The following is a 22,513-nucleotide window of genomic DNA, read 5'->3' as shown; positions in this document are numbered from 1 at the left end:
GGTTCGTGCCAACCGGGGCCCCGGATCTGCCCCAGTTGCACTCGCTGGCGCGATGCGACAATGTGGCCGACCGGCAGGCGAGGGAGGCCGACAGCGCTGCAGCACAGGGCGGCGGCGGACGTTGACGGCCCACCGCAGCGACACGACGAACCGTTGACCTCTTGCGCCGGTTCCCCCAAACGAGGCGCCGTGTGCGCACCGGGTTCATTTATCTGTATTGTATAAAGGGCGCCGATATCTATGTCTGGGCGTGGCGATGGAATCGTCCGCCTATCATAACCGTCACGGGAGACTTGCTATGGAAATGATCAAATTCGGCCAGGACGACATCGAGAACGCCATGGCGGATATGGGCGACGCGCAGATCGACGACCTGGCTTTTGGCGCCATTCAACTGGACGAGACCGGCACGATCCTGGCCTATAACGCGGCCGAGGGCGAACTAACCGGCCGCAGTCCCCAAGACGTGATCGGCAAGAACTTCTTCAAGGACATTGCGCCGTGCACCGACACCGAGGAATTCGGCGGCCGGTTCCGCGAGGGGGTGGCCAATGGCGACCTGAACGCGATGTTCGAATATGTCTTCGACTATCAGATGCAGCCGACCAAGGTGAAGGTGCACATGAAGCGCGCTATCACCGGCGACAGCTACTGGATCTTCGTCAAGCGTGTCTGATCCTCTCGACGCCCCAGCACCCTCGGTCCCGGCGCGCGTCGCGTGGTGGCGCCGGCGCGATTTGCTGGTCCGGGTGGTCGCTGACTGTGTGGCGGATGCCGCCGCGCGCACGGTGCTGCCGGCCTTCTGGTCCGACGACACGCCGCTGACCGATGCGGCGGGGTCGGGTGACGGACCTGGGCTCGACTCGCTCGGCCTCGTCAATGCGGCCAGCGACCTGACCCGGCGCCTGCACCTGGACGAGAGTGGCCAGGAGGAACGCTTGCTGCGCCAGCGCACGTTGGGACACTGGGTCGACGTGGCGTCCGCCGCGCTCGACCATTACGACCGGACGGTCACCTTCTACACCTCGGGCAGCACGGGAGCGCCGCGCCCCGTCGACCATCGGCTCGCCGACTTGTTGGGAGAGGTGGCGGCGTTCCAGCCGCATTTGGGCGCGCCGGCCCGCCTGGTCACTGCGGTGCCGGGCCATCATATCTATGGGTTCTTGTGGACCGTGCTGCTGCCGGCCTGCGCCGAAGTGCCCGTTTGGGACGCGCGACGGGTCCCGGCGGCGGGCCTGCCGCGGCGTTTGGAGCCTGGCGACCTGGTGGTGGCGACGCCGTTCATCTGGCAACAACTGGCCGAAGCCGGACAGCCATTGCCCAGGGGCGTCGTCGGGCTAACGTCGACGGCCCCTTGTCCGCCGGCACTGGCCGAGCGCCTGGACGGGTTGGGGCTTGAGCGGCTGATCCAACTGTACGGGGCCACGGAGACCGCCGGGCTGGCTTGGCGGGACGCCCCCGACGCAGCGTTCCGGTTGATGGCGCGGTGGGTCCGGTCGGGTGACGGTGTGACGCCCGCCGACCGGTCCGATTGTCCGCCGGTGGCTTTGCCCGACCGCGTCCGGTGGCACGACGATGCCCGCTTCACCATCGAGGGGCGCCGGGACACCGTGGTCCAGGTGGCCGGGGTCAATGTGGCGCTCGACCATGTGTGCGACCTGCTTGAGGAGCATGCGGGCGTCGCACAGGCGGCGGTTCGCCCGCTCGGGCCCGGCCGCGAAGGGCTGAAGGCGTTCGTGGTCGCGGCTGCCGGCTGGCAGGGCGACGCCGACCGGCTGGTTGCCGCGTTGCACGATCACTTGGCCCGGCACCTGCCGGCACCCGCCCGGCCGCGCACGATCCGCATTGGCGCGGCCCTGCCGCGCACCGCCATGGGCAAGGCGGCCGACTGGGACGCGCCGGCATCCTGACCGGCCCGTCCGGCCTTTGCATCCGTTCTCGGCGGCCGGCGTCTGCTTCCGAGCGGGGCCGCATCCCGCCGTCGTGAGCGCGCTTGGCGCCCGCCCGGGCCGACTTGCCCGATGTTTCGGGTTGCTAAAATGCGGTTGAACGGGCAACGCTTTGTTTAAGTCGGGCGGGCAGCTTAGGGCGGCGTCACCGGTGGCGCCTCAAGGGTGATTTGGTACAGGTGGTGGACGATACGATCGAACGACAGCCCACCAAGTCGGAAGTGGCCGACCTGCTGGGCCAATATCTGACCTCCTCGGCGCTGTCGGTGGATGCACGGCGACGGTTGGAGGATCTTGCCTGGTGGTTCGTGGACGCGCCGGAAGACACCGTGCGCGAGATCATGGCGCGGCATCTGAGCCAAGCCGACAAGCTGACCGACAGGACCATCGACCGGGTGATCAAGGACCCGGCCGAAGCGGTCGCCGGCCCGTTCATCGAAGCCACCACCTTGCTGTCGGAAGAACGCTGGTTGGCGTTGATCGAGGATCTGGAGGCGCACGCCCTGGCCGCCGTGGCGCGGCGTCCCGATATCAGCGAACAGATGGCGCTGGCGGTGGTGGCCAAGGGCGATGAACGGGTGGTGGCGTCGCTGCTTGCCAATGCCAACGCGCCGGTGACCGACCGCATCCATGCCGAGGTGTCGGCCCGGTTCGGCACCTCGGGCCTGGCCTTGTCCGATCCGGCGCCGGCGGGCGAAGGGGCGGCAGCTTCCCACCCGGCGCCCGATCGGGCGGCCGTCGACGGTGCGGCCCGAGACGCCGACGACCAGACCGAGCTGTCCGCCTTGGCGGAGCCGCCGGAGGCCGGACCGGACAAGGTCGCCGACGACCGAGCCAGCGTCCCACCCGCCGCCCAAACACCCTCGACCCAAACGCCTTCCGGCGGCCAGAGCCTCGACGAAAAAGAGAAGCGCTATAACACGGTCTCGGAAGGGCAGTTGGTCGATCGCTTGATCCGCAGCGGTCGCGAGGGCCTGGCGGACAATATCAAGCGGCTGGGTGCCGGCGGCCGGCTCTCCGACGAATTCGTCCTGGCGGCGGCCGAGCGGCGCGATCTGACCATTTGTGCCCTGGCGCTGGCCTATCGCGCGCATCTGTCGCCGGGAAAGGTGCGCACGTCGCTGAAAACCGGCGACCTCAAGGTCTATCGGACCCTGTTCGAGCGAGCTAAGGTGCGCAAGGAGTTGTGGGCTCCGATCGCCAGCGCGCTCACCGCCGCGCCATCCCCGTCCGCCGGATAGCGCGGCCGGTCGACCCGAAACAGAACAGGCGGACGGGGAGAGATCTCATGCGTCCGTCCCGCTTCGCCATCATGGTCCGTTTCACCCCTCGGTCGCGCATCGTCCGCGCCCTATGTTGCGGTCACGCGCCGACGGTCACCCGAGCGCGCCGCTCGGGGTGGCGACGGTGGCGGCGGCCGTCGGTGCTGGGGCTGCTCGGGTCGCTTTATGCCGCCCTGGGGCTGGGCCTGCCGGCCCATGCGCAGGCGACCGAGCCGGCGCCGGTCGAGCCGGGCGAAGAGGCGGTGGCGCGCATGGCGACGCTCGGCGTCACCCGCCCCGACCCGGCGCCCGACCGGCTCGACGGCGAGGGCGCGGGGCCCTATGACCGGCTGGTGATCCGCGGTGCCACGCTGGTCGACGGCACCGGCGCGCCGCCGGTGGGGCCGGTGGATATCGTCGTCGAGGGCGACCGCATCGCCGCCGTCCGGTCGGTGGGCGCGCCGCAGGTGCCCATCGACCCCGCGCGCCGCCCGGCCGCCGGCGACCGGGATATCGACGCCAGCGGCATGACCGTGCTGCCCGGCTTCGTCGACACCCACACCCATATCGGCAACATGCTCCAGGGGCTGGTGGGCCGCATCCCGCCGCCCGAATACATCTTCAAGCTGTGGCTGGCCCACGGCGTGACCACCGCGCGCGAGGTCGGCGCCGGCATGGGGCTCGGCTGGACCATCGCGCACCGCCAGCGCAGCGCCGCGCTCGCCATCACCGCGCCGCGGCTGGTGGTCCATGTGGCGTTTCCCAACCAGTTCGAGCGCCCCGAGGACGCGCGCGCCTGGGTCCGGGCGGTGCACGCCCGCGGCGCCGACGGGCTCAAATTCTTCGGGGCGCCGCCCGAGATCATCTGCGCGGCCATCGACGAAGCGCGCGCGCTCGGCCTCGGCACGGCGTTCCACCACGCCCAGATGAGCGTCACCCGCATGACCGTGCTGGACAGCGCGCGCTGCGGCCTCGACAGCATGGAACATTGGTACGGCCTGCCCGAGGCGCTGTTCACCGACCGCACGGTGCAGGACTACCCTTATGACTATAACTACAACGACGAACAGGACCGCTTCGGCGCGGCCGGCCGGCTGTGGGCGCAGGCGGCCGGGCCCGGCTCGGCCCGGTGGCGCGCGGTGATCGAGGAATTGCGCCGCCTCGACTTTACCCTGTCGCCCACCTTCACCATCTATGAGGCCAATCGCGACGTGATGCGCGCGCGCACCGCCGAGTGGCACGACACCTACACCCTGCCAAGCCTGCGCCGCTTCTTCGAACCCAACCGCGTCCTCCACGGCTCCTATCATTTCGATTGGACGACCGCCGACGAGATCGCCTGGAAGCGCACTTTCCGCCGCTGGATGCGCTTCGTGAACGACTATAAGAACGCCGGCGGCCGGGTCACGGCGGGCTCCGATTCGGGCTTTATCTACAAGCTGTTCGGCTTCGGCTTCGTGCGCGAGTTGGAGCTGCTGCAAGAGGCCGGCTTTCACCCCCTGGAGGTGATCCGCGCGGCGACCTTGCATGGCGCCGAATTGATCGGGCGCGCCGCCGATCTGGGCAGTGTGGAGGTTGGCAAAAAGGCCGATCTGGTGATCGTGCCGGGCAACCCGGTGGCCAATTTCAAGCTGCTTTACGGCACCGGGCACCGGCGGTTGAACGACCGGACCGGGCAGGTGGAGCGGGTCGGCGGCGTGCGCTGGACGATCCGCGACGGCGTGGTCTGGGACGCCGTCGCCTTGCGCGCCGATGTGGCGGCCATGGTCGCTGCGGCGCGCCGGACGCAAAAAGAGGAGACAGGTCGATGAGATGGTCTGCGCCCTTCAAGGGCTTGGCGCTCGTCCTCGCGGTCATGGGGGCGGCGGCCTGCGACGGCGCGGCCGACGGTGCGGCGGCGACCGGCGAGGACCGGGCCGAGACCGTGGCCGCAGACCCCAAGGCGGCGCGTTATGTGGCCTTGTGCGCGCAGGGCGGGCCGAGCAAGGCGGCGTGTCGGTGTCGCTGGCGGCTGCTCGAAGACCGCTTGAGCGCCGCCGAGCGCGACCTGCTGTTGATCCTGCGCGAACGCAGCCAGGCGCTCGACCGTACGCTCGACGAACTCGATGACGAGCCGGCGCGACCGGGGCAGGCGCTTGGTGACCTGTTCGGCGGTCTGGTGGACAATCTGGGCGACCTGGAGGGGCTGGCCGACAGTTTCGGCATGTCCGTGCCCGAATTGATGGTCCGCACCCACGATGTGGCGCGCACCGAAGCACGCGTCGCGCGCGTTTGCGCCGAACGTATTCGCAGCCTTTAGGCGGCACACCGTCCGCAGTTGCGCGGCCGTCTCCGCGACCGCCGGGCTTGGTTGATCCATTGAGCCCGGCAGTTGTTTTAGGCTTGATGAAAAGAGGGTCGCGGCGCCATTGTCGCGACAGAAACCCATGCCCGCCCCGCCCCCCGTCCGCATGAGTAGCCCGATGCCCGATACCGTCCGCCTGTCTCTCGACGCGGCCCATGCCCTGGTTGTCGACGCCCTGACCGCCAACGGGACGGGCGCCGCCCAAGCCGCCGCCACCGCCGCTGCGCTGGTCGCCGCCGAAGCCGACGGCCAGGCCGGTCACGGCCTGAGCCGGGTGCCGAGCTACGCCGCCCAGGCGCGCACCGGCAAGGTGGACGGCCACGCCGTGCCGTGCGTCGACCAGCCGGCCGCCGCCCTGGTGCGCATCGACGCCGGCGGCGGCTTCGCCTATCCCGCCGTCGACGTGGCGATCGACTGTTTGGTGGACATGGTGCCGAGCTTCGGTCTGGGCGCCGCCGCGATCCACCGGTCGCACCATTTCGGCCAGGCCGGGCGCCATGTGGAGCGGCTGGCCGAGGCGGGCTTGGTGGCGCTGGCGCTGTCCAATACACCCCAGGCGATGGCGTTCCACGGCGGGCGTCTGCCGCGGCTGGGCACCAACCCGATCGCCTTTGCCTGTCCGGCCACCGACGGCGCGCCGCTGGTCATCGACATGGCGCTGTCGGTCGCCGGGCGGGGCAAGGTCAATGCCGCCGCGCAAGCGGGGCGACCGATCCCCGAGGGCTGGGCGCTCGACGCCCAAGGGCGGCCGACCACCGACGCCACGGCGGCGCTGGCCGGCTCCATGCTGCCGGTGGGCGGGGCCAAGGGCGCGGCGCTGGCGCTGATGGTCGAGGTGCTGGCGGCGGCGTTGACCGGCGCGCGCTTCGGCTTCGAGGCGTCGTCCCTATTCGAGGCCGAAGGCGCGCCGCCCGGGCTTGGTCACCTGATCCTGGCGTTCGACGCGCCGGCGGTTTCGGGCGACGCGTTCGCCGAGCGCATGGCCGTGCTGGCCGCGACCGTGGCGGCGGAGGACGATGTGCGCCTGCCCGGCACCCGGCGCTTGGCGGCCCGCGCGGCGGCGGCGCGCGACGGACTGCGTCTGCCCGCCGCGCTGCACGCCGAGATCCGGGCACTGGCCCATGGCGGGCGGCCCCAGTCGAGTGCTGCGTCGAGGCTTGGCTAGCGCGAAAGCTCGCACTGGGGGGAGGGCCTTGGATCGGCTGGGGTCCGGGCGCCCGGCTGGGGCGTTTGGCGGGGCGGGGGCGTGTCGCGGCCGGGGTCTCTTGCCAGGCAGGGGGCGGCGCGCCTATCTACTCACTGGACATGCTGTCACGCCAAGTCACGGGAGAGCGGGATGGACGCGCGCATCTATCGCCCTGCGAAGACCGCCATGCAGTCGGGTCGGGCCAAGACCAAGCACTGGGTTCTGGAGTATGAGCGCCAGGATCGCACGCGGCGCGATCCGTTGATGGGTTGGGCCCAATCAGCCGATACGCGCCGGCAGATCCGGCTTGAATTCGACACCAAGGAAGACGCACTCGACTACGCCAAGCGCCATAAGATCGCTGCCCGGGTCTTGCCCGATCACCAGCGGCGCAAGGTGCTCAAAAGCTACGCCGACAATTTCCGCTGAGGCCCGCGCCGTCCCGACCGCCGGCTGCCCGCTGTCGGACAGCAGGTTTGTCGCCCCCGGGTCCGCACAATGTCTTTTCATTGTCGCAGGCTTGGGCTAACGGTCGGGCTCAGGGCGCCCGTAGCTCAACTGGATAGAGCACGTGCCTTCTAAGCATGGGGTTGCAGGTTCAAGTCCTGCCGGGCGCGCCATTCTCTTCTTTCGCCATTTTGGGCGGTGAGCCGTCATGGCGGCCGCCGCCGTCGCAAGGCCCCTGCCTTGCGGGGGCGCCCCTGAGCTTGCGCGGTCGCTCCGGTCTTAAGCCGTCGCCGATGTTGGGCGGCGGCCGGGGAAAAACATTGCGCCCTGTTGGACTGGACACCTACACATAATGTCATCGTGCCCGGTGGGTCTGATCTTTCAGGTCTGCGGGCTGTCGTCCTGTGTCTCGGGGAGTCTTGATGAAAAATATCTTCGGTTTACTCGTTTTTCTTGCTGGAACGACGGCCATTGTGCCGCTCGACGCGCGCGGCGACGACACGCTCGACAGCTTCGAATACCGCAATATCGGCCCGGCGCGCGGCGGCCGGGTGACCGCGGTCGCCGGCACCGTGGCCGCACCCGGCACCTTCTATCTGGGCGCCTCGGGCGGCGGCGTGTGGAAGACCACCGACTATGGCCAGAGCTGGGCGCCGGTGTCGGACGGCTATTTCGCTTCGCCGTCGATCGGCGACATCGCGGTGGCCGAGCGCGACCCCAATATCGTCTATGTGGGCACCGGCTCGGACGGGTTGCGCAGCAATGTGATCGCCGGCAAGGGCGTCTATAAGTCCATCGACGGCGGCCAGAGCTGGACCGCCATCGGGCTTGAGAAAACCGGCCATATCGGCGCGGTGGAGATCGACCCGCGCAACCACAACACGGTCTGGGTGGCGGCGATCGGCAACGCCTTCGGTGCCAGCGAGGAGCGCGGCGTCTACAAGACCACCGACGGCGGGCGCAGTTGGAACAAGGTGCTCTACCGCTCCGACAGCGTCGGCTTCACCGATGTGGAGCTGTTGCCATCGAACCCCGACATCGTGTTCGCCAGCGCCTGGGAAGCCCGGCGCACGCCGTGGACGATCCGCTCGGGCGGGTCGGCGGACAAGGGCGGCATCTGGAAGTCGGTCGACGGCGGCGCCACCTGGACCAAGATCACCAAGGGCCTGCCGCAAGACCTGATCGGCAAGGTCGACTTGGCGCTCAGCCCCGCCGACAGCCGCATCGTCTATGCCCTGGTCGAGGCGCCGGGCGAGCAGGGCGGGCTCTACAAGTCGGTCGACCAGGGCGAAAGCTTCACCCAGGTGTCGAGCCACAAGGGGCTGCGCAACCGGCCCTTCTACTACACCAATGTGGACGTGGACCCGACCGACCCCGACACCGTCTATGTGATGGCGACGCGCTATTGGAAGTCCACCGACGGCGGCGAGACCTGGGCGCGGCTGACCCCGCCGCACGCCGACAGCCACGACATGTGGATCGACCCGTCGAACCCGGACCTGTTCATCCAGGCCAATGACGGCGGCGCCAACATCACCTTCAACGGCGGCAAGACCTGGTCGACCCAGTTCAACCAGCCCACCGTCGAGGTCTATCAGGTGGAAGTGGACGACCAGTATCCCTATTGGCTCTATGGCGGCCAGCAGGACAATGGCACGACCATCTCGGTGCCGTCGATGGCGCCGTGGCCGGTGCAGAACAAGGCCGCCTACATCCAGCACAGCGGCGGCTGCGAGACCGGCCCGGCGGTGCCCAAGCCGGGCGACCCCGACACCGTCTATGTGAACTGCAAGGGCCGCTTCGGCGTCTATGACAAGCGCACCGGCCAGGAAAAGAGCTACTGGGTCGGCGCGGCTTATATGTACGGCCACAATCCCGCCGACCTGCGCCACCGGTTCCAGCGCGTGGCGCCGATCCATGTGTCGCCGCACGATCCGGGCGTGGTCTATCACGCCTCGCAATATGTGCACCGGACCACCGACGAGGGCCGCAGCTGGGAGACCATCTCGCCCGACCTGACCGCGTTCGAGGCCGACAAGCAGGTGATCTCGGGCGAGCCGATCACCCGCGACATCACCGGCGAGGAGAATTACTCGACCATCTATTCGCTGCGCGAGTCGCCGGTGCGCGCCGGGGTGATCTGGGTCGGCGCCAATGACGGCCCGGTGCAGGTGACCCGCGACGGCGGCGAGACCTGGGCCGACGTCACGCCCGGCAAAGTGCCCGGCGGCGGCCGGGTCGACAGCGTCGAGCCGTCGCCGCACGATCCGGCCAAGGCCTATGTGACCGTGCTGCGCTACCAGCTTGACGACTGGAAGCCCTATGTCCTGCGCACCGAGAACTATGGCCGCTCTTGGACCCTGCTCACCGACGGTCGCAACGGCATCCCCGCCGACTACCCCGTGCGCGTGGTGCGCGAAGACCCGCTCAAGCCGGGGCTGCTCTATGCCGGCACCGAATACGGCCTGTTCGTCTCCCATGACGATGGCGACAGCTGGGCGCCGTTCCAGCAGAACCTGCCGGTAACCCCGGTCACCGACATCAAGCGCCATCGCGGCGACCTGGTGGTCTCGACCATGGGCCGGGGCTTCTGGATCCTCGACAATGTGGCGACGCTGGCACAGCGCGCGTTCGAGGGCCGCGACGACGCCGCGCTGTTGTTCCAGCCCAAGACCACCTATCGCTATCGGTCGAGCTATGGCGACGCCTCGGGCGTGCCCGACTATCCGCGCGCCGCTGCGGTGATCGACTATTATCTGCCCGAAGACCTGGCCGGCACGCCGGTGCGGCTCAGCGTGCACGACGCGGCGGGCCGGGTGGTCGCCGCCTATGAAGGTGCTGGCGCGGCGGACGCCGAGGCGCCCGGACCGCAAGGCGAGCGCGACATGGCCACCGAGGCGGTCACCTATCTGGGCACCGAGCGGCTGACCTCCGAGGCGGGCATGAACCGCTTCCGCTGGGACCTCGCCCATGCCGGCGCCTGGGATGGGGAGCCCGAGCGCCGGTATCGCGGTGGCCCGCTGGTGGCGCCGGGCACCTACACGCTGCGCCTGAGCGTCGGTGATGCCACGCTCCACCAGCCGCTGGAGGTCAAGGCCGATCCGCGGGTGCTGGCGCGCGGTACCACGCTCGACCAGATGACGGCGCAGGAGGATCTGCTGCTGCGCATTCGCGACCTGTTGAGCGACGCGCGCCGCTTAGCCCACGACCTGGGCGAAGAGCGCGATGCGCTTGAGACCGCGCGCGCCGCTGGCGACTTGGACGATGCGGGTGCGGCCCGGCTCGCCACGGTGACCGCAGCCCTCGACGCGCTGGTCACCAACGACGAGAATTTCTACCAGCAGCCCATGCTGATCGACCAAACCGGCTATCTCTACTACATGCTGGCCGGGGCCGATCAGGCGCCGGGCGATCAGGCGCCGGCGCGCTATGACGAGCTGGCCGGGCAATTGGCCGACATCCGCGCGGCGGTTGCCGCCGACTGATCCGGCGCGCCTGCGCCGGTTCGCGATCCCCCCGCTCGGCCGACCGCCGGGCGGGGGTTTTCGTTTGGCGCTGGGCGGCAGCGGGCGCCAGCGACCGATTTCAGCGGCCGACTTAGGCGACCGAGGGGAGCGCGCGCCGGGAGTGGGGGACTTGATCGGCGGACGAGTTGACAGGGCGGGCGGCAGCCCGGCGCGCGGCCCAGGCTGCAGCGGGGATCAGGGGCGCGGGCTCAGGCGTCGTCGTCCATGGGCTCGGGATGGGCAGGCGGCACCGCCACCTCGACGCGGCCGTCGACCACGCGCACGGGGTAGGTTTCAAGCCGCTTTTGGGTCAGCCGGCTGCGCACCGCGCCGGTGGTCAGGTCGAAGCGGGCGTCGTGCACCGGGCAGGCGAGCGTCGGCCGGCCGAACGGGCGCTGGCTCAGGCGTCCGCCCGCCAGCGGCCGGCCGGCATGGGGGCAGCGATTGGCGACCGCGAAATGGCGCCGTCCGACCCGGCAGATCAGCACCGCGCGTCCGTGCACCCACACCGCCCGGCTTTCCCGGTCGCCGAGCGCGTCGGCGTCGAGCACGACGACAAAATCATTGGCCGACGCTTGGGGCGGCTCAGGGTCGGGGGCTGGCGAGGGGGATCTGGTCATGGCGCTGTGGGGAGGGGCTTGGCCCCTGGACCCGCGGTCTTGAGCGGAGCACGGCTCAGGCCGTCTGGCGCGGATCGGAGGCGATGGAGGCGCGGACGGGATTCGAACCCGTGTACAAGGATTTGCAGTCCTCTGCGTAACCACTCCGCCACCGCGCCAACAGAGCGCAATGCTTAGGTTTTTTGATCCGCGCCGTCAAGCGCGTTACGGTCATTTTTGGGGCGCGTTACTGATTGGCCGGCGGGCAGGGGTCAATCCTCGCTGTGTTCCGATTCTGCCAATGATTGCCGCAGCACGTCAGGGCCAGCGCGGCCACAGCGCGCCGGTGCGCGCGGCATAGGCGTCGTAGGCGCCGGCGAATTGGCGGCGCAGCATGGCCTCTTCCCTCGGTACCCGGACCGCCCACAAGAGCCCGAACGCCGGGATCGCCAGCGCGCCGGCGATGGCGTTGGGGATCAAGAGCGCCTGGGCCAGACAGGACAGGGCAATGGCCGTGTACATGGGATGGCGGACCCGCGCGTAGACGCCGTCGCTGACCAGGCCGTGATCCTCGCGGACCTCCAGGCTCGGGCTCCAGTTACGGCCCAGATCGGCGTGGGCGCGCCAGAACAGCCACAAAAACGGGATTTGCAGCGCCGCACCGATGCCGCTCGCCCACACCGGCAGCGGATAATCGGCAAAACCGCCGAGCCCGGTGGCCAGATGGCCGAGCGGCAGGATCATCATGGTCGCGAACATGGCCCCCAACACCACATGCTCGCCCAGATCCTTGTGGGCCTGGACGATCCGATTGCCGCGCACCCGCCGCGCATAGGGCCTGCGGATCGCGCACATGGCGACGAACCCGACCAACCACACCAGGCCCGGCCAGCCGATGGTCTGCCACCGCCAGACCACCGCCACCACCAACCCGGCGCTGAGCAGCGCCATGGTCACCGCCTGCAAGGAGGTCATGCTCGATTTTTCCGCCGGTTTCGTTGTCGCTGGTTTCGTTGTCATGGGGGGAGCACTCGCTTGGGGTGGGGCTTCACGCCTGCGGCTCATCTTGATGCGCATGATACGCAGTCGCAAGTAAGGCGCAAGCAGGTCGCAAGGCCGGGGCGGGCAGGGCGGCGACCGTCGCCTCTGCTCGCCCCGGCTTTGAGTGGCGGGTCAGAACCGGCCTTCGAGTTCCAGGCCGACGATGCGCGGGGCTTCGATCGGGGCGTAGAACAGGCCGTCATTGCCGAACGCCAGGTTACGCAGCGCCAGGCCGCTGGCGCGCCGGCGGTTGGTCAGGTTCTCGGCGAACAGGCGCACGCTGCCCCACGCCCGCTCCAGACCCAGTTGGGCGCCGAGCGTCACCACCGCGGGCTGTTCGCCTTCGCCGCGCGCTTCGAGCGGCATGTCGCCGGTGAACACCGCCTCGACGCGGGCGAACACGCCCACCGGCCATTGGTAGCGCGCCGCCAACAGACCGTCATAGGCGGGCACGAACTTGACCGCCTGGCCGCGCAGATTGGTCTCGGGGTCCACCTGCAGGTCGCGATACTCGGCGTCCACATAGCCCAGATGGCCGTTGATGGTCAGCGCCTCGGTGGGCGCCCAATGGCCTTCGATCTCGAAGCCCTGGCTGCGGATCGACGCCGACGAGCCGATATAGTCGCTGGAGATCGGCCGGCCCTGGTCGTCGGTGGCGACCTGCAATTCCTGCCAATTGTCCGAGGTGATGTAGAACAAGGCGCCCGAGAAGCGCAGCGTCCGGTCGGGTGAGCGCCACTTGGCGCCGACCTCGCGGCTCCACAGGCTCTCGGCACCGTAGCGCAGCGCATTGGGGTCGGTGAAACCGTCCTGGACCGCGGCCAGGTTGAAGCCGCCGGGGATATAGCCCTTGGCGCCCGAGGCATACACCGACCAGGCGTCGCCGATGGCATAGCTGATCGAGCCCTTGGGCAGCACCGCGTCGAAGGTCTCGCTCAGCACCGCTTCGGGATAGACGATGACGGTGCCGCCGCCCATGTCCAATTCGCCCGGCGTCTGCACCGTGCCGCGCTTGGCCCGGTCGTAGCGGATGCCGGCGCCGATGGTCAGGTCGGGCAGGAAGCCGGGCCGGTAGCGCCCGGACGCGAACACCGCATAGTCGCGCCCGTCGCCCTTCTGGGTCGGCGCGGCCACATAATCGTCGAGCCCGCCGGGGCCGAGCAGGGTGGCCAGATAGCGGTCCTCATACTCGTCATAAAGCGACACGCCGACGATATAGTCGCCGCGGTCGTGCTCGGGCGAGGTGAAGCGGATTTCGGCGTTCCAATAGCGCTCGTTCTTGGCCTCCGAGCCGGCGACGAAGGCGGCTGCGGTGCTGTCGAAATCGAGCCCGCGATTGTCGGTCTCCAGGTGACGATACGACACCGCCGTGTCGATCTGGCCATAGTCGAGCGCGTAGGTGGCGTTGAGCCCGGCGACGATCTCGCGTTCGGTGCTGCGCTTGGGCGCGTCGTGCAGCATGGTGAAGCGGGACATGTGCTGGCCGCCGTTGAGGCTGTCGGCGTAAAGGGCGTTATAGCGGTCGATGTCGAGTGCCACATATTCCTGGCTGAACAGCCCCGGCGCCTTCAGGTCGATCAGATAGCCGGTGGCGTCCACGGTCAGCCGGTCGGTGGGGGTAAAGCGCACGCGGCCTTGCACGAACGCTTCGCGCAGCAGCCCCTCGCGGCCGATCGACGACGCCTTGTTGCGCATATAGGCGTCCTCGCGGCCGACCTTGAACGACAGCGAGCCGCTCAGTACGTCCTCGACCATCGGCCCGGCGATGAAGCCGTCGCCTTCGATGCCGAAGCCGGCGCTGTAGGCCGTGCCGGTCAGCCGCAGCGTGCCGGTGGTCTCGTCGCCGGGCGCGCGGGTGCGCACGATGACCAGCCCGGACTCGCTGTTGGCGCCATAGAGCGTGCCCTGCGGGCCGCGCAGCACCTCGATGCTGTCGACCTGGTTCAGCACCGCGTTGTTCAACTCGCGAAACGGGATGCCGTCGATATAAACGGCCGCGCGGTTGACCACGAACGGGTTCGATTCGACACCGCGGATCGAGATGAAGATGCTGCTCATCTGACCGGTTTCGTTGAACTTGACGTTCGGCACCAGGTCGTCGAGCCGGCGAAAATCGCGCAGCCGCGCGTCCTGGATCGTCAGCGCGTCGAGCACCGTGACACCCATGGGCGCGTCGTGGACGCTGGTGTCGCGCTTGGTGCCGGTGACGACGATGTTCTCAATCGGGCCGCTGTCGGGCCCGGGCTTTGTGTCCGCCTGTATGCCGGTTTCTGGGCCGGCGGGCGGCGCCGCCTGGGCGGCGTCGGCGGCCAGGGTTGGGGCCAGGGTCAGGGCCGGGCAGAGCAATAGGGCGGGGCCGGTGCGGCGCAAGAAATCAAGCATCATGATCGAACGGCTTACCTGTCATGGGGTGGCCGCCGCCGGGTGGCGGACAGCGGCACCGTTTAATTGCAATCGAGTTTCAATTGCGCCTTGATAGGCCCCGCGATCCGTGTCAACCACTCCAAAACAGGTGTTAATTGAGGTTTCCACTCCGAAACCGGTGCAAATTGCCGGGGCCCCTAGCGGCGGATCGCCCCGGTTGCCCCGGTCGGCCCGGTCGGGTGGCCAGGGGCGGTCGACGGGGCATCCGGTCCGGCGCGCGGGCGCCCTGGCGTGGTCGGTTGCCGGGCAAGGGGGCGTAGATGAACGATGAGCGCGGTGCGGGCGCCAAGGCGGCGGCCGGCGGGGACGCAGGCGGTGGCGGGCGGTGCGAGGGCGCGGCCGGCTCGGGCGATGGCGCCGCTTTGGCGCGGGCGCTTGGCCGGTATGGCGCGGGCACGCGCTTGGTGGCTGCCCCCGATGGGGCGGTGTTGATGGTCGAAAGTCGTTTTGGCGCCTTCGACGGTTTCGTCGACGCCAGCGGCTTGACCAAGCTGGCGCTCAATGTGGGCCGCCCGGCGCGCTATGCCCATTGCGACGGCGACACCCGGCTGTGTCTGCCCTGGGCTGTGGGCGCGCTGGCGGTCAACCCGGCGGGCCAGTCGGGCTGGGCCACCACCTCGCCGGTGACCATGATCGGCCTGGCGGTGGACCTGGCGCGCTTTCGCTGGCCCGACGACCGGCCGGCGCTCGGCCCCGACGATCTGGCGGCGGCCGCCGCACGGCTGACCCAGGACCCGGCGGTGGCGTCGGTGATCACCGCGATGATGCGCACCGCCGACGACCATGGTGCGTCGGGAGCGTTTTTCGACCATGGGCTGGCGTTGGTGCTGGGGCGCCTGGCCGCTCTCGACCCGCCGTCGGGCGGGTGCGCCTGCGGCCGGGTCGGGCGGTTGCGCGGCCAGCGTCTGGCCCGGGTGCTCGACCTGATCGAGGCGCGCCTCGGCGACGGTGTGGCCGTGGCCGAGATGGCGGCAATGGCGCGCATGGACGCCAGCGCGTTCACCAAGGCGTTCGCCCAGGCCACCGGGCGCACGCCGTTCGCCTATCTCACCGACCGGCGCATGGCGCGCGCGCAGGACTTGTTATTGGCCGGCGAGCCGGTGACCGCCACGGCGGCGGCGGTGGGTTATGCCAACCCGGCCAAGTTCGCCGCCGCGTTTCGCCGCCGCTACGGCTGCCCGCCGAGCCATTGGCGCCACGCCCGGCGCGGATAAGCCGGTGTGCGGTGCACGCCCCGCCGCGCCCGGTCAGCGGTTCAGGTGGAAGGCGACGCTCGACACATAGGTGCGCCGGTGCCAGCGGCTGCCCTCGGGGGCTGCGGGATAGGGGGCGGCGCGGTGCACCTGGTCCAGCGCCGCCTTGTCGAGCGTGCGCCGGCCGGACGCCCCGGCCAACTCCGCTGCCAGCACCCTACCGGCGCGGTCGAGGGTGAAGCGCACCGCCACCGTGCCCTCCTGGCCGCGCAGCCGGGCAGCGGCGGGGTAGCGCTTGGCGGCGCTGAACCGGGCCAGCACCCGCGCGTCATGGTCGGCGGCCAGGGTTTGGGCGCCGGCCCGGTCGGTCTCGCCCTCGGTGTCGGGTTGGTCGCTGACGCGCTCGGTGCCGCTCAGCCCGGCATTGCCCCGCACCGACGCCGCGCTGGCCAGCGTCCGGCGCTCGGTCTGGGCGCGCTCGACCGGCTCGTCCGGGGCCTCGGTCTCCTGCCGCTCCGGGGGCGTCTCGGGCGTCGCTTCGGCCGGCTCGGTCTCAGGGGCGGGGTCGGTCTGGGGATCGGGCACCGGCTTGGCCGCCGGCAACGGGCCGTCGGCGGCCGGCAGCGGTTCGGGCCTTGCCTCGGCGGTCCGGCGCGACTCGGTGGGGGTGGGCGTGGGTTGGCTGGCCTTGACCGGCGCGGCGCTCGGCTCGACGGTCGCCGGGCCGCCCGCCGTCGCCCCGGCCGAGCCCAGCGCGATATGCAGATGCGCCGGGGCGACGGTTTTGGGGGGCGGCGCCCATTGCGCGGTGAAGGCGGCGGCCGCAGCCGCGTGGACCAGCGCCGAGGCGCCCAACAGCAGCGGAAAACCGCGCCAGCGGGTCATGGCTGTGCTCCTTGTTGTGCGGACTGTCCGGGCGCTGCTGCCTGGCCAAGGGGCCGGGCCGCCACGTCGACCGACCGGGCGCCGGCCTGGCGCGCCATCTCCAGCGCGTCGATCAGGTCCTGGGCCGAGCTGTCGGCGGCTGCGGCGACCACCAGCACCGCGTCCGGCCGGGCGTCGAGCGCTTGCACCACCGCGCGCCGGGCGGCTTGGGCCGTGGCGTGGGCGGCGCCGTCCACCTGCCAACCCCGGCCGCCATGGGGGGCGGTCAGAACCACCGTCTCGCGGGCTTCGTGGGCTTGGGCGCCGGCGGCTTCGGGCGTGTCCACCTTCAGCGCATAGGACACCGCATTGGCGGTCAGCAGCAAAAACACCACCAGCATGAACACCACGTCGACGAGCGGCATCAGCGCGTTGCCGCCGGTCTCGTCGGCTTCGGCGTCGCTCAGCCCGGCCAGCGGGCCGGGCGCGCGTGAGCCGGTGGCTCCGGGGCCGATCATGGCCGGCCTCCCGGGGCTGCCACCGGCCGGTCGGCCGGCTGGTCGACGCGCAATTCGCGGGCTTCGAGGGCGATCGAGACGCGGGTCAGCAGCGCAGCAGCAGCGGCCCCTTGGGCCCCGGCCCAGGACCGGACCCAGGCGCTGACCAGCAGGCACGGCACCGCGATCGACAGGCCGATGCCGGTGGTGATCAGCGCCTGCCACAGGCCGCCGGCGACCACCGCCGGTTCGACCGGGCCGTCGAGCGCTTCGAGCGCGCGGAACGCCTCCATCATGCCGACCACGGTGCCCAGAAGCCCCAGCATCGGCGCCAGCGCGGCCAGCGTCACCAGGCCGCTGCGCCGCCGGGTGAGCCGGGCCAGGTCTTCGCCCAGCGCCACGCTGGTCGCCTCGTCGCGCAGCGCCTTGGGCGCGGCGGCCATGTGCGCCAGCGTGTGGGCGGACCGGGCGAAGAACGGCCGCTCGGCGGTCAGCGCGTCGAGCGCCCGGCCCGGCGCGCCGTCGTCGAGGGCTCGGTCGATGCGCTGGCGGGTGGCGGCGTCAAGCCGGCCGGTGCGCGCCATGGCGATCAGCCGGTCGGCGATCAACGCCGCGGCGACCACCGAACACAGGGCGAGCGGCAGGGTGCTCCAGAACATCGGGGACGCGAGCAGGGATGCCATGACGAACCTCCTCAAAGCGCGTCGAGGAACGCCGCCAGCGCCTCGACCTCCTGGCGGCTGAGATCGAGTGGGCGCAGGCGGTCGCTGGTGGCGGGAAACAGCGGGTCTTGGGCCTGGTCGGCGCGCGGCGAGGGGTGCGCGCCGCCGGCGTTGTAGAGATTGACGACGCCGACCAGAGTCGGGAACAGGCCGTTGTGCATGTAAGGCGCGGTGTCGCCCACATGGCGCAGGCTTGGCGTGCGGAAGGCGCCCATGTCCGCCGGTCGCCCGGTGACGCCATAGCGGCCATGGTCTTCGTAGGCGCGGCCGTAATAGTGCAGGCCCAGATTGTGGAAGCGGTCGTCGGTCAGCCGCGCGCCCATGTGGCAGTTGGCGCAGCGCGCCTTGGTGCGGAACAGGTGCAGCCCGAAGATCTGCTGGTCGTCGAGCCGGTCGTGTTCGCCGGCCATGAACCGGTCGAAGGCGGTCGGCCGGTGGAGGCTGCGCTGATAGGCGGCGAGCGCTGCGGTCACCCGCTCGAAGCGCACCGGTTGGCGCGCCCCGGCGTCCGTCGGGGCCTCGGCCTCGAAGGCGGTGGCGAAGCGGGCGCGCCAGGCCGGCCGTGCGGCCAGCCGGGCGACTAAGCGGTCGGGCTCGGCGGCCATTTCGACCGGATTGGTGATCGGCCCGGCGGCTTGGGCTTCCAGGCTGGCGGCCGAGCCGTCCCACATGAAATGCGGCTGGCCGGCCTTGTCGAGCACGGTCGGCGTGTTGCGCCGCCCGCGCTGGCGGTCGTGGCCGAAGGCGGTGCGCACCCGGTCGGTGAACGCCAGTTCCGGGTTGTGGCACGACGCGCAACTGATCTGGCCCGACCGGCTGAGGGCCGGTTCGTGGAACAACGCCTCGCCCAGCGCCACCAGGGCGGCGCTGTCGGCTTCGTCGCCGCCGCGTTCGGGGCGAGGCAGGGCGGCCAGTTCGTCATAGGCCACATCGGCGTCGATCTGGGCCGCGGGCCAGGTCTCCGGCGCGCCTTCATAAGCGTCGCGCAAGGCCGCCCCCGGCGCGCAGACCTGGCGTCCGCAGCCCAGAGCGCGCGCACTGGAGTCGGTACCGGCATCGGGAGCGATGGACGCGGAGGCGTCTGGGGCGGGGCGTGGCTCCCCACACGCTGCGACCGCGAAAACCAAAGCCAAGACAAGACGATACAAAACCACGCAGGTCACCTTTCAAGCCCAGTCGATCTGCCGGCACCCTAAGCAACTAGGAGTGAATTGCAAGTGACTTCGGGCATCGCGGATTTAGTAGCGCATCGAGCCCGGCCCGTCTTTCACCAGGGTCTGGCCGGTTGTGCGCTAAAGGGGGAACGCTGTTCGGGGCGGCTTTCGGGTACGTGGTGGCTCAGGGCGGTTGCCCGCTCACAGTTGCCACCCGGCCTGAAAATGCAGCGCCTGCCTGACCGGCTTTGGCTTACTGCGCCTTCAGGGTGAGCCGACGCAAGGCGGTGCGGCAAGCCAGGGGCGCCGGCGGTTGAGGTGCGGGCCGGCTTGGGGAACGCGCCCAAGGACCGGCGGCGATTGAATCGCTTTGTTGTGCTTGGCTTACGACGGACGAAGAGGCGAAAGGCCCCTTGCATCGACACGGGCGATCGGCCCCGAGGGGAGAGGGTGCCGTCTGCGCTTGCGATCCGACCGCATCACCAACGGAAAAGAGGGGCCTTCTTGCCCGGTTTGCCCGATTTTGACCCCGGTGGTCGGCGCTCGCCCCTGCAACTGGCTTTATCATTGCCTGCTTAGCGAGCAACAGCCCCAAACCCTTCTTGCCTCCTTCTGTTGTAAGTGCAAGTGACTCGCACTAACAAGTGCTGTGCTGTGGTAAACAAGGGGGTTTCGATGACCGTGGTTTCTTCTGTTTCTCTTTTGGTGGCGTTGGCGGCCGCGGGGGTGCCGCAACAGCCGGCGAACGCCCAGTCGGGCAGCGCTTCAGCGGCCGAGGCCCAGCAGGGCGGCGAGCAATCGGAGGCTGGGCGGCCGGCGGACGACCAGTCGCCCCAGGCTTCGCAGGCGACCGACGGGGGGGCGGCGGTGGATCTGGGCACGGTGGACGTGGTCGACCACCTGGCGCCGCTGCCGGCCTATGGCAATCCCGACCCGCTGGACAGCGGCGCGGCGGTGATCGGCAAGGACGCCATCGAAGCGTTCGACCCCGGCCTCGGCGACGCCAACCAGCTTTTGCGCTTCCTGCCCAATGTGCGCTTCAACCGCAACGACCGGTCGGCCGATCCGGACAACATCCAGGACTTGCGGCCGTCCGAGATTTCGATTTCGGGCGGTCAGATTTACAACAACAATTTCCGCCTCGACGGGATCGGCGTGAACAATGTGTTCGACATTACGAACACGACTCCCGGCCAAACCGACCAGACCATCGGGGCACGTGGACAGACCGTGTTTCTCAGTCCTGGTCTGCTCGACAGCCTGGAGGTGCGCGACAGCAACGTTTCGGCCCGCTATGGAGAATTTACTGGCGGGGTGGTCGACGCGGGATTGCGCGATCCGTCGGGCGAGTGGGGCGCCAGTGCCACGGCCGAATTCCAGAACGAGACCCTGGTCGACTATCTGATCAACGACGACGTAGACCGCGAGAGCGCTGCCTTGCCGCCGATTTTTACCCGCTGGCGGGTCGAGGGAACGCTGGATATTCCGGTTTCTGAGCGGTTTTCGGTTTTGACGGCGTTTTCCACCAACCGCGCACGGGTCCGATACTACTATGATGAGGACTATTTCGGCGGTGCCGCCGAGACCAACCAGTCGCGTTCGGACCAGTTTTTGGTCAAAGGGCGCTATGAGATCAGTTCCGACATGATCTTGCGGGGCACGGTGATCTATAGCCCCTATGAGCAAGAGAGTACTCGCAACGATATGGCGTTCAGTCGCATCACCACCCAGGGTGGCGGGATCACGTCTAAACTTGAACTGGCGGCGCGAAGCGGTCGCACCGATTGGCGGGTCCAGGCGTCTTATGTGGGTGCCGACATGGGGCGTGAGGCGCCGCTTAACTCGTTTTTATGGGATGCCCGCGCGCCGAGCATCGATTTCTGCGGTAGCGACACCTGTCTGCAAGGCGGCTTCGGCGATATCGACCAGACTCAGCGCGACTGGAACCTGCAGGCGGATATGAGCCGTCCCGCTTTCGGCGGCACCTTCAGCGCGGGCGTCGAGACGCTCTACACTTCGGCGTTCAAGGCGCGCAGGGAGGATTCGTTCAGTTTTCGCGGCGGTGCTTACAATCCTAACACCGTTTGTTTGGACGCGGACGACCCGGCGTGCATCGACGGCGAGATCGGCTTGGATACATACACCATCAATCCGGCTTTCGAGGCGGATGTGGAGGTGTTTCGTCAGGTCGCTTGGGTCGAGCAGCGTCAGGCGTTCGGGCCGGTCGAGGTGCGCGCGGGTTTGCGCTACTCCTATGAGGATTTTCTGGACAACCACAACATTGCACCGCGTTTGAGCGCCGTTTGGTCGATCACCGACGAGGTCAGCCTGACCACCGGTCTCAACCGCTATTATGAAGGCAATTTTATCGGCTATGCGGTGCGTGCTGAGCACCCCGATAGTGGCTTGTTCGGGCGTAGCCCGCGCGTCGACGGCGACAGCCTCGCGTTCAGCCCAGACGATTGGGAATTGACCTTCCCGATCGGCTTTTTAGGGTTCCGCCAAACCGAGGATCTGCGAACCCCCTACAGCGACGAGGTGACCGGCGCCTTCAACTTTCCGTTGCTCGGCGGGGTGGGGCGGCTCAAGGCGGTCAGGCGTTGGTATCAGGACCAGATTACCGGTACCCCCCGAGAGTTCGTCGAGGACACCAATCTCGATGGCTCCACCTTCCTGCGTCAGACGGTTTATGCCACCAATGCCGGGGAGACGCGTTTTCTGGGCCTGTCGGCGGAATGGGCAGGATCGTGGCGCAATCACACCCTGACCATGAACGCCAATTGGTCCCAAACCCGAAACAACGCTGCGGAATTAGGCACGCCGTTCGAGGAGTTGGACCCCGAGGCGTTGCAGCAGACATTGGTCTATTTCGAGGGCGATATCGTCTCTGTGCCGGTACTGAAACAGCGTTTCGGTCGCCAGAACTATGCTGACCCGGTGACCGCGAACATCGGCCTGCAATCCCACTGGTTCGCCGAGCGGTTGGAAAGTGCCTTGTGGCTGTCTTATGTGGGCTCGCAGCAAATTCTCGAACAGACATACGACCGGATCGAGGTGGATGGCACGCGCTATCGCATTTTCGAGGTGGCCCGGCGCGATGCGTCGGTACGGGTCGACCTGAACCTCACCTACACGCTGACCATCGCTGGCGCCCATGATGTGGGGGTCGAGGCGCGCATCGGCAATCTGTTCAACATCAAACCGCAAACCAATGTGCTTCTGAACCGCGCGTATCAAGAGGGCCGCAGCGTCTGGCTCGGTGTTAGCTACGACTTCTGACGCGGGCGGAGCGGCCCATCTTCACGCATTGCCTCGGTTTCGCGAT

17 protein-coding genes and 2 tRNA genes are annotated in these 22,513 nt (G+C 69.1%); 11 read left to right on the top strand and 8 right to left on the bottom strand.

Features of this window, described 5'->3' with window-relative positions; genetic code table 11:
- The first annotated feature begins 298 nt into the window (after nt 1–298).
- The 9 genes from pyp to EV659_RS11940 all read left to right on the top strand — a co-directional run bounded on the left by pyp (nt 299) and on the right by EV659_RS11940 (nt 10,673).
- Nucleotides 299–676: a photoactive yellow protein gene (pyp, locus tag EV659_RS11985; RefSeq protein ID WP_132709125.1), complete on the top strand. Its 378-nt coding sequence runs from the start codon at nt 299–301 to the stop codon at nt 674–676.
- On the top strand, nt 669–1,910 hold the full coding sequence (locus EV659_RS11980; protein WP_132709124.1) for an AMP-binding protein: 1,242 nt from the start codon (nt 669–671) through the stop codon (nt 1,908–1,910). Before pyp ends, EV659_RS11980 begins: the two co-directional genes overlap by 8 nt.
- 221 nt (nt 1,911–2,131) lie before the next feature.
- The gene (locus EV659_RS11975; protein ID WP_132709123.1) at nt 2,132–3,190 is read left to right on the top strand and encodes a DUF2336 domain-containing protein; all 1,059 of its coding nucleotides are present in this window, start codon (nt 2,132–2,134) and stop codon (nt 3,188–3,190) included.
- Between the two features lie 293 nt (nt 3,191–3,483).
- Nucleotides 3,484–5,022, top strand: coding sequence for an amidohydrolase family protein (locus tag EV659_RS11965; protein WP_132709148.1), 1,539 nt, complete (start codon nt 3,484–3,486; stop codon nt 5,020–5,022).
- Nucleotides 5,019–5,510 carry a hypothetical protein gene (locus tag EV659_RS11960; protein ID WP_132709122.1) on the top strand — a complete coding sequence of 164 codons (492 nt, stop codon included), beginning with the start codon at nt 5,019–5,021 and terminating at the stop codon, nt 5,508–5,510. Before EV659_RS11965 ends, EV659_RS11960 begins: the two co-directional genes overlap by 4 nt.
- Nucleotides 5,511–5,673: 163 nt before the next feature.
- Nucleotides 5,674–6,720: an Ldh family oxidoreductase gene (locus EV659_RS11955; protein WP_132709121.1), complete on the top strand. Its 1,047-nt coding sequence runs from the start codon at nt 5,674–5,676 to the stop codon at nt 6,718–6,720.
- A 171-nt stretch (nt 6,721–6,891) separates the two neighbouring features.
- Complete coding sequence (locus EV659_RS11950; RefSeq protein WP_132709120.1) at nt 6,892–7,170, top strand: ETC complex I subunit; 279 nt, start codon at nt 6,892–6,894, stop codon at nt 7,168–7,170.
- 114 nt (nt 7,171–7,284) lie between these two features.
- Nucleotides 7,285–7,361 (top strand) — tRNA-Arg (locus tag EV659_RS11945).
- A gap of 300 nt (nt 7,362–7,661) precedes the next feature.
- The gene (locus EV659_RS11940) at nt 7,662–10,673 is read left to right on the top strand and encodes a WD40/YVTN/BNR-like repeat-containing protein (RefSeq protein ID WP_200287939.1); all 3,012 of its coding nucleotides are present in this window, start codon (nt 7,662–7,664) and stop codon (nt 10,671–10,673) included.
- A 230-nt stretch (nt 10,674–10,903) separates the two neighbouring features.
- On the opposite strand, the gene EV659_RS11935 is transcribed toward EV659_RS11940, so the two are convergent.
- The 4 genes from EV659_RS11935 to EV659_RS11920 form a co-directional block, all read right to left on the bottom strand.
- Nucleotides 10,904–11,314 (bottom strand): Rieske (2Fe-2S) protein, encoded by a 411-nt coding sequence (locus EV659_RS11935; protein ID WP_132709118.1) that lies wholly within the window; start codon nt 11,312–11,314, stop codon nt 10,904–10,906.
- An 84-nt stretch (nt 11,315–11,398) separates the two neighbouring features.
- Nucleotides 11,399–11,472, bottom strand: a tRNA-Cys gene (locus tag EV659_RS11930).
- A gap of 139 nt (nt 11,473–11,611) precedes the next feature.
- On the bottom strand, nt 11,612–12,268 hold the full coding sequence (locus tag EV659_RS11925; protein WP_200287887.1) for a protein-S-isoprenylcysteine O-methyltransferase: 657 nt from the start codon (nt 12,266–12,268) through the stop codon (nt 11,612–11,614).
- 198 nt (nt 12,269–12,466) lie between these two features.
- Nucleotides 12,467–14,719, bottom strand: a complete 2,253-nt coding sequence (locus tag EV659_RS11920) for a TonB-dependent receptor (RefSeq protein WP_200287885.1) — start codon at nt 14,717–14,719, stop codon at nt 12,467–12,469.
- 299 nt (nt 14,720–15,018) lie between these two features.
- Between EV659_RS11920 and EV659_RS11915 the strand changes: the two genes are divergently transcribed.
- A complete protein-coding gene (locus tag EV659_RS11915) occupies nt 15,019–15,972 on the top strand; it encodes a helix-turn-helix domain-containing protein (RefSeq protein WP_132709116.1) in 954 nt (317 codons plus the stop codon).
- 33 nt (nt 15,973–16,005) lie between these two features.
- Here the strand turns inward: EV659_RS11915 and EV659_RS11910 are convergent, their stop codons facing one another.
- From EV659_RS11910 to EV659_RS11895, 4 genes are read right to left on the bottom strand one after another with little or no spacing between them, the layout of a single operon-like run.
- On the bottom strand, nt 16,006–16,836 hold the full coding sequence (locus EV659_RS11910; protein ID WP_132709115.1) for an energy transducer TonB: 831 nt from the start codon (nt 16,834–16,836) through the stop codon (nt 16,006–16,008).
- Entirely contained in the window at nt 16,833–17,333 is a 501-nt protein-coding gene (locus tag EV659_RS11905) for an ExbD/TolR family protein (protein ID WP_132709114.1), read from the bottom strand. The genes EV659_RS11910 and EV659_RS11905 overlap by 4 nt, the downstream gene beginning before the upstream one ends.
- A complete protein-coding gene (locus EV659_RS11900; RefSeq protein WP_132709113.1) occupies nt 17,330–17,995 on the bottom strand; it encodes a MotA/TolQ/ExbB proton channel family protein in 666 nt (221 codons plus the stop codon). Before EV659_RS11900 ends, EV659_RS11905 begins: the two co-directional genes overlap by 4 nt.
- 11 nt (nt 17,996–18,006) lie before the next feature.
- Nucleotides 18,007–19,023, bottom strand: a complete 1,017-nt coding sequence (locus EV659_RS11895; protein ID WP_165878874.1) for a cytochrome-c peroxidase — start codon at nt 19,021–19,023, stop codon at nt 18,007–18,009.
- Nucleotides 19,024–19,863: 840 nt separating this feature from the next.
- On the opposite strand from EV659_RS11895, the gene EV659_RS11890 reads away from it, so the two are divergent.
- Nucleotides 19,864–22,467: a TonB-dependent receptor plug domain-containing protein gene (locus tag EV659_RS11890; protein ID WP_132709111.1), complete on the top strand. Its 2,604-nt coding sequence runs from the start codon at nt 19,864–19,866 to the stop codon at nt 22,465–22,467.
- Nucleotides 22,468–22,513 lie beyond the last annotated feature (46 nt).

It is taken from the genome of Rhodothalassium salexigens DSM 2132 (assembly GCF_004341375.1).
In the GTDB taxonomy this organism is placed as follows: Bacteria; Pseudomonadota; Alphaproteobacteria; order Sphingomonadales; family Rhodothalassiaceae; genus Rhodothalassium; species Rhodothalassium salexigens.
This window is presented reverse-complemented; position numbering and strand designations above follow the sequence as displayed.

What these genes read in the sequence shown, in the direction of transcription:
- pyp (WP_132709125.1), top strand. Translation starts at nt 299, where the DNA reads ATGGAAATGATCAAATTCGGCCAGGACGACATCGAGAACGCCATGGCG.
- EV659_RS11965 (WP_132709148.1), top strand. Translation starts at nt 3,484, where the DNA reads ATGGCGACGCTCGGCGTCACCCGCCCCGACCCGGCGCCCGACCGGCTC.
- EV659_RS11960 (WP_132709122.1), top strand. Translation starts at nt 5,019, where the DNA reads ATGAGATGGTCTGCGCCCTTCAAGGGCTTGGCGCTCGTCCTCGCGGTC.
- EV659_RS11955 (WP_132709121.1), top strand. Translation starts at nt 5,674, where the DNA reads ATGCCCGATACCGTCCGCCTGTCTCTCGACGCGGCCCATGCCCTGGTT.
- EV659_RS11950 (WP_132709120.1), top strand. Translation starts at nt 6,892, where the DNA reads ATGGACGCGCGCATCTATCGCCCTGCGAAGACCGCCATGCAGTCGGGT.
- EV659_RS11935 (WP_132709118.1), bottom strand. Translation starts at nt 11,314, where the DNA reads ATGACCAGATCCCCCTCGCCAGCCCCCGACCCTGAGCCGCCCCAAGCG.
- EV659_RS11925 (WP_200287887.1), bottom strand. Translation starts at nt 12,268, where the DNA reads ATGACCTCCTTGCAGGCGGTGACCATGGCGCTGCTCAGCGCCGGGTTG.
- EV659_RS11920 (WP_200287885.1), bottom strand. Translation starts at nt 14,719, where the DNA reads ATGATGCTTGATTTCTTGCGCCGCACCGGCCCCGCCCTATTGCTCTGC.
- EV659_RS11915 (WP_132709116.1), top strand. Translation starts at nt 15,019, where the DNA reads ATGAACGATGAGCGCGGTGCGGGCGCCAAGGCGGCGGCCGGCGGGGAC.
- EV659_RS11910 (WP_132709115.1), bottom strand. Translation starts at nt 16,836, where the DNA reads ATGACCCGCTGGCGCGGTTTTCCGCTGCTGTTGGGCGCCTCGGCGCTG.
- EV659_RS11905 (WP_132709114.1), bottom strand. Translation starts at nt 17,333, where the DNA reads ATGATCGGCCCCGGAGCCACCGGCTCACGCGCGCCCGGCCCGCTGGCC.
- EV659_RS11900 (WP_132709113.1), bottom strand. Translation starts at nt 17,995, where the DNA reads ATGGCATCCCTGCTCGCGTCCCCGATGTTCTGGAGCACCCTGCCGCTC.
- EV659_RS11890 (WP_132709111.1), top strand. Translation starts at nt 19,864, where the DNA reads ATGACCGTGGTTTCTTCTGTTTCTCTTTTGGTGGCGTTGGCGGCCGCG.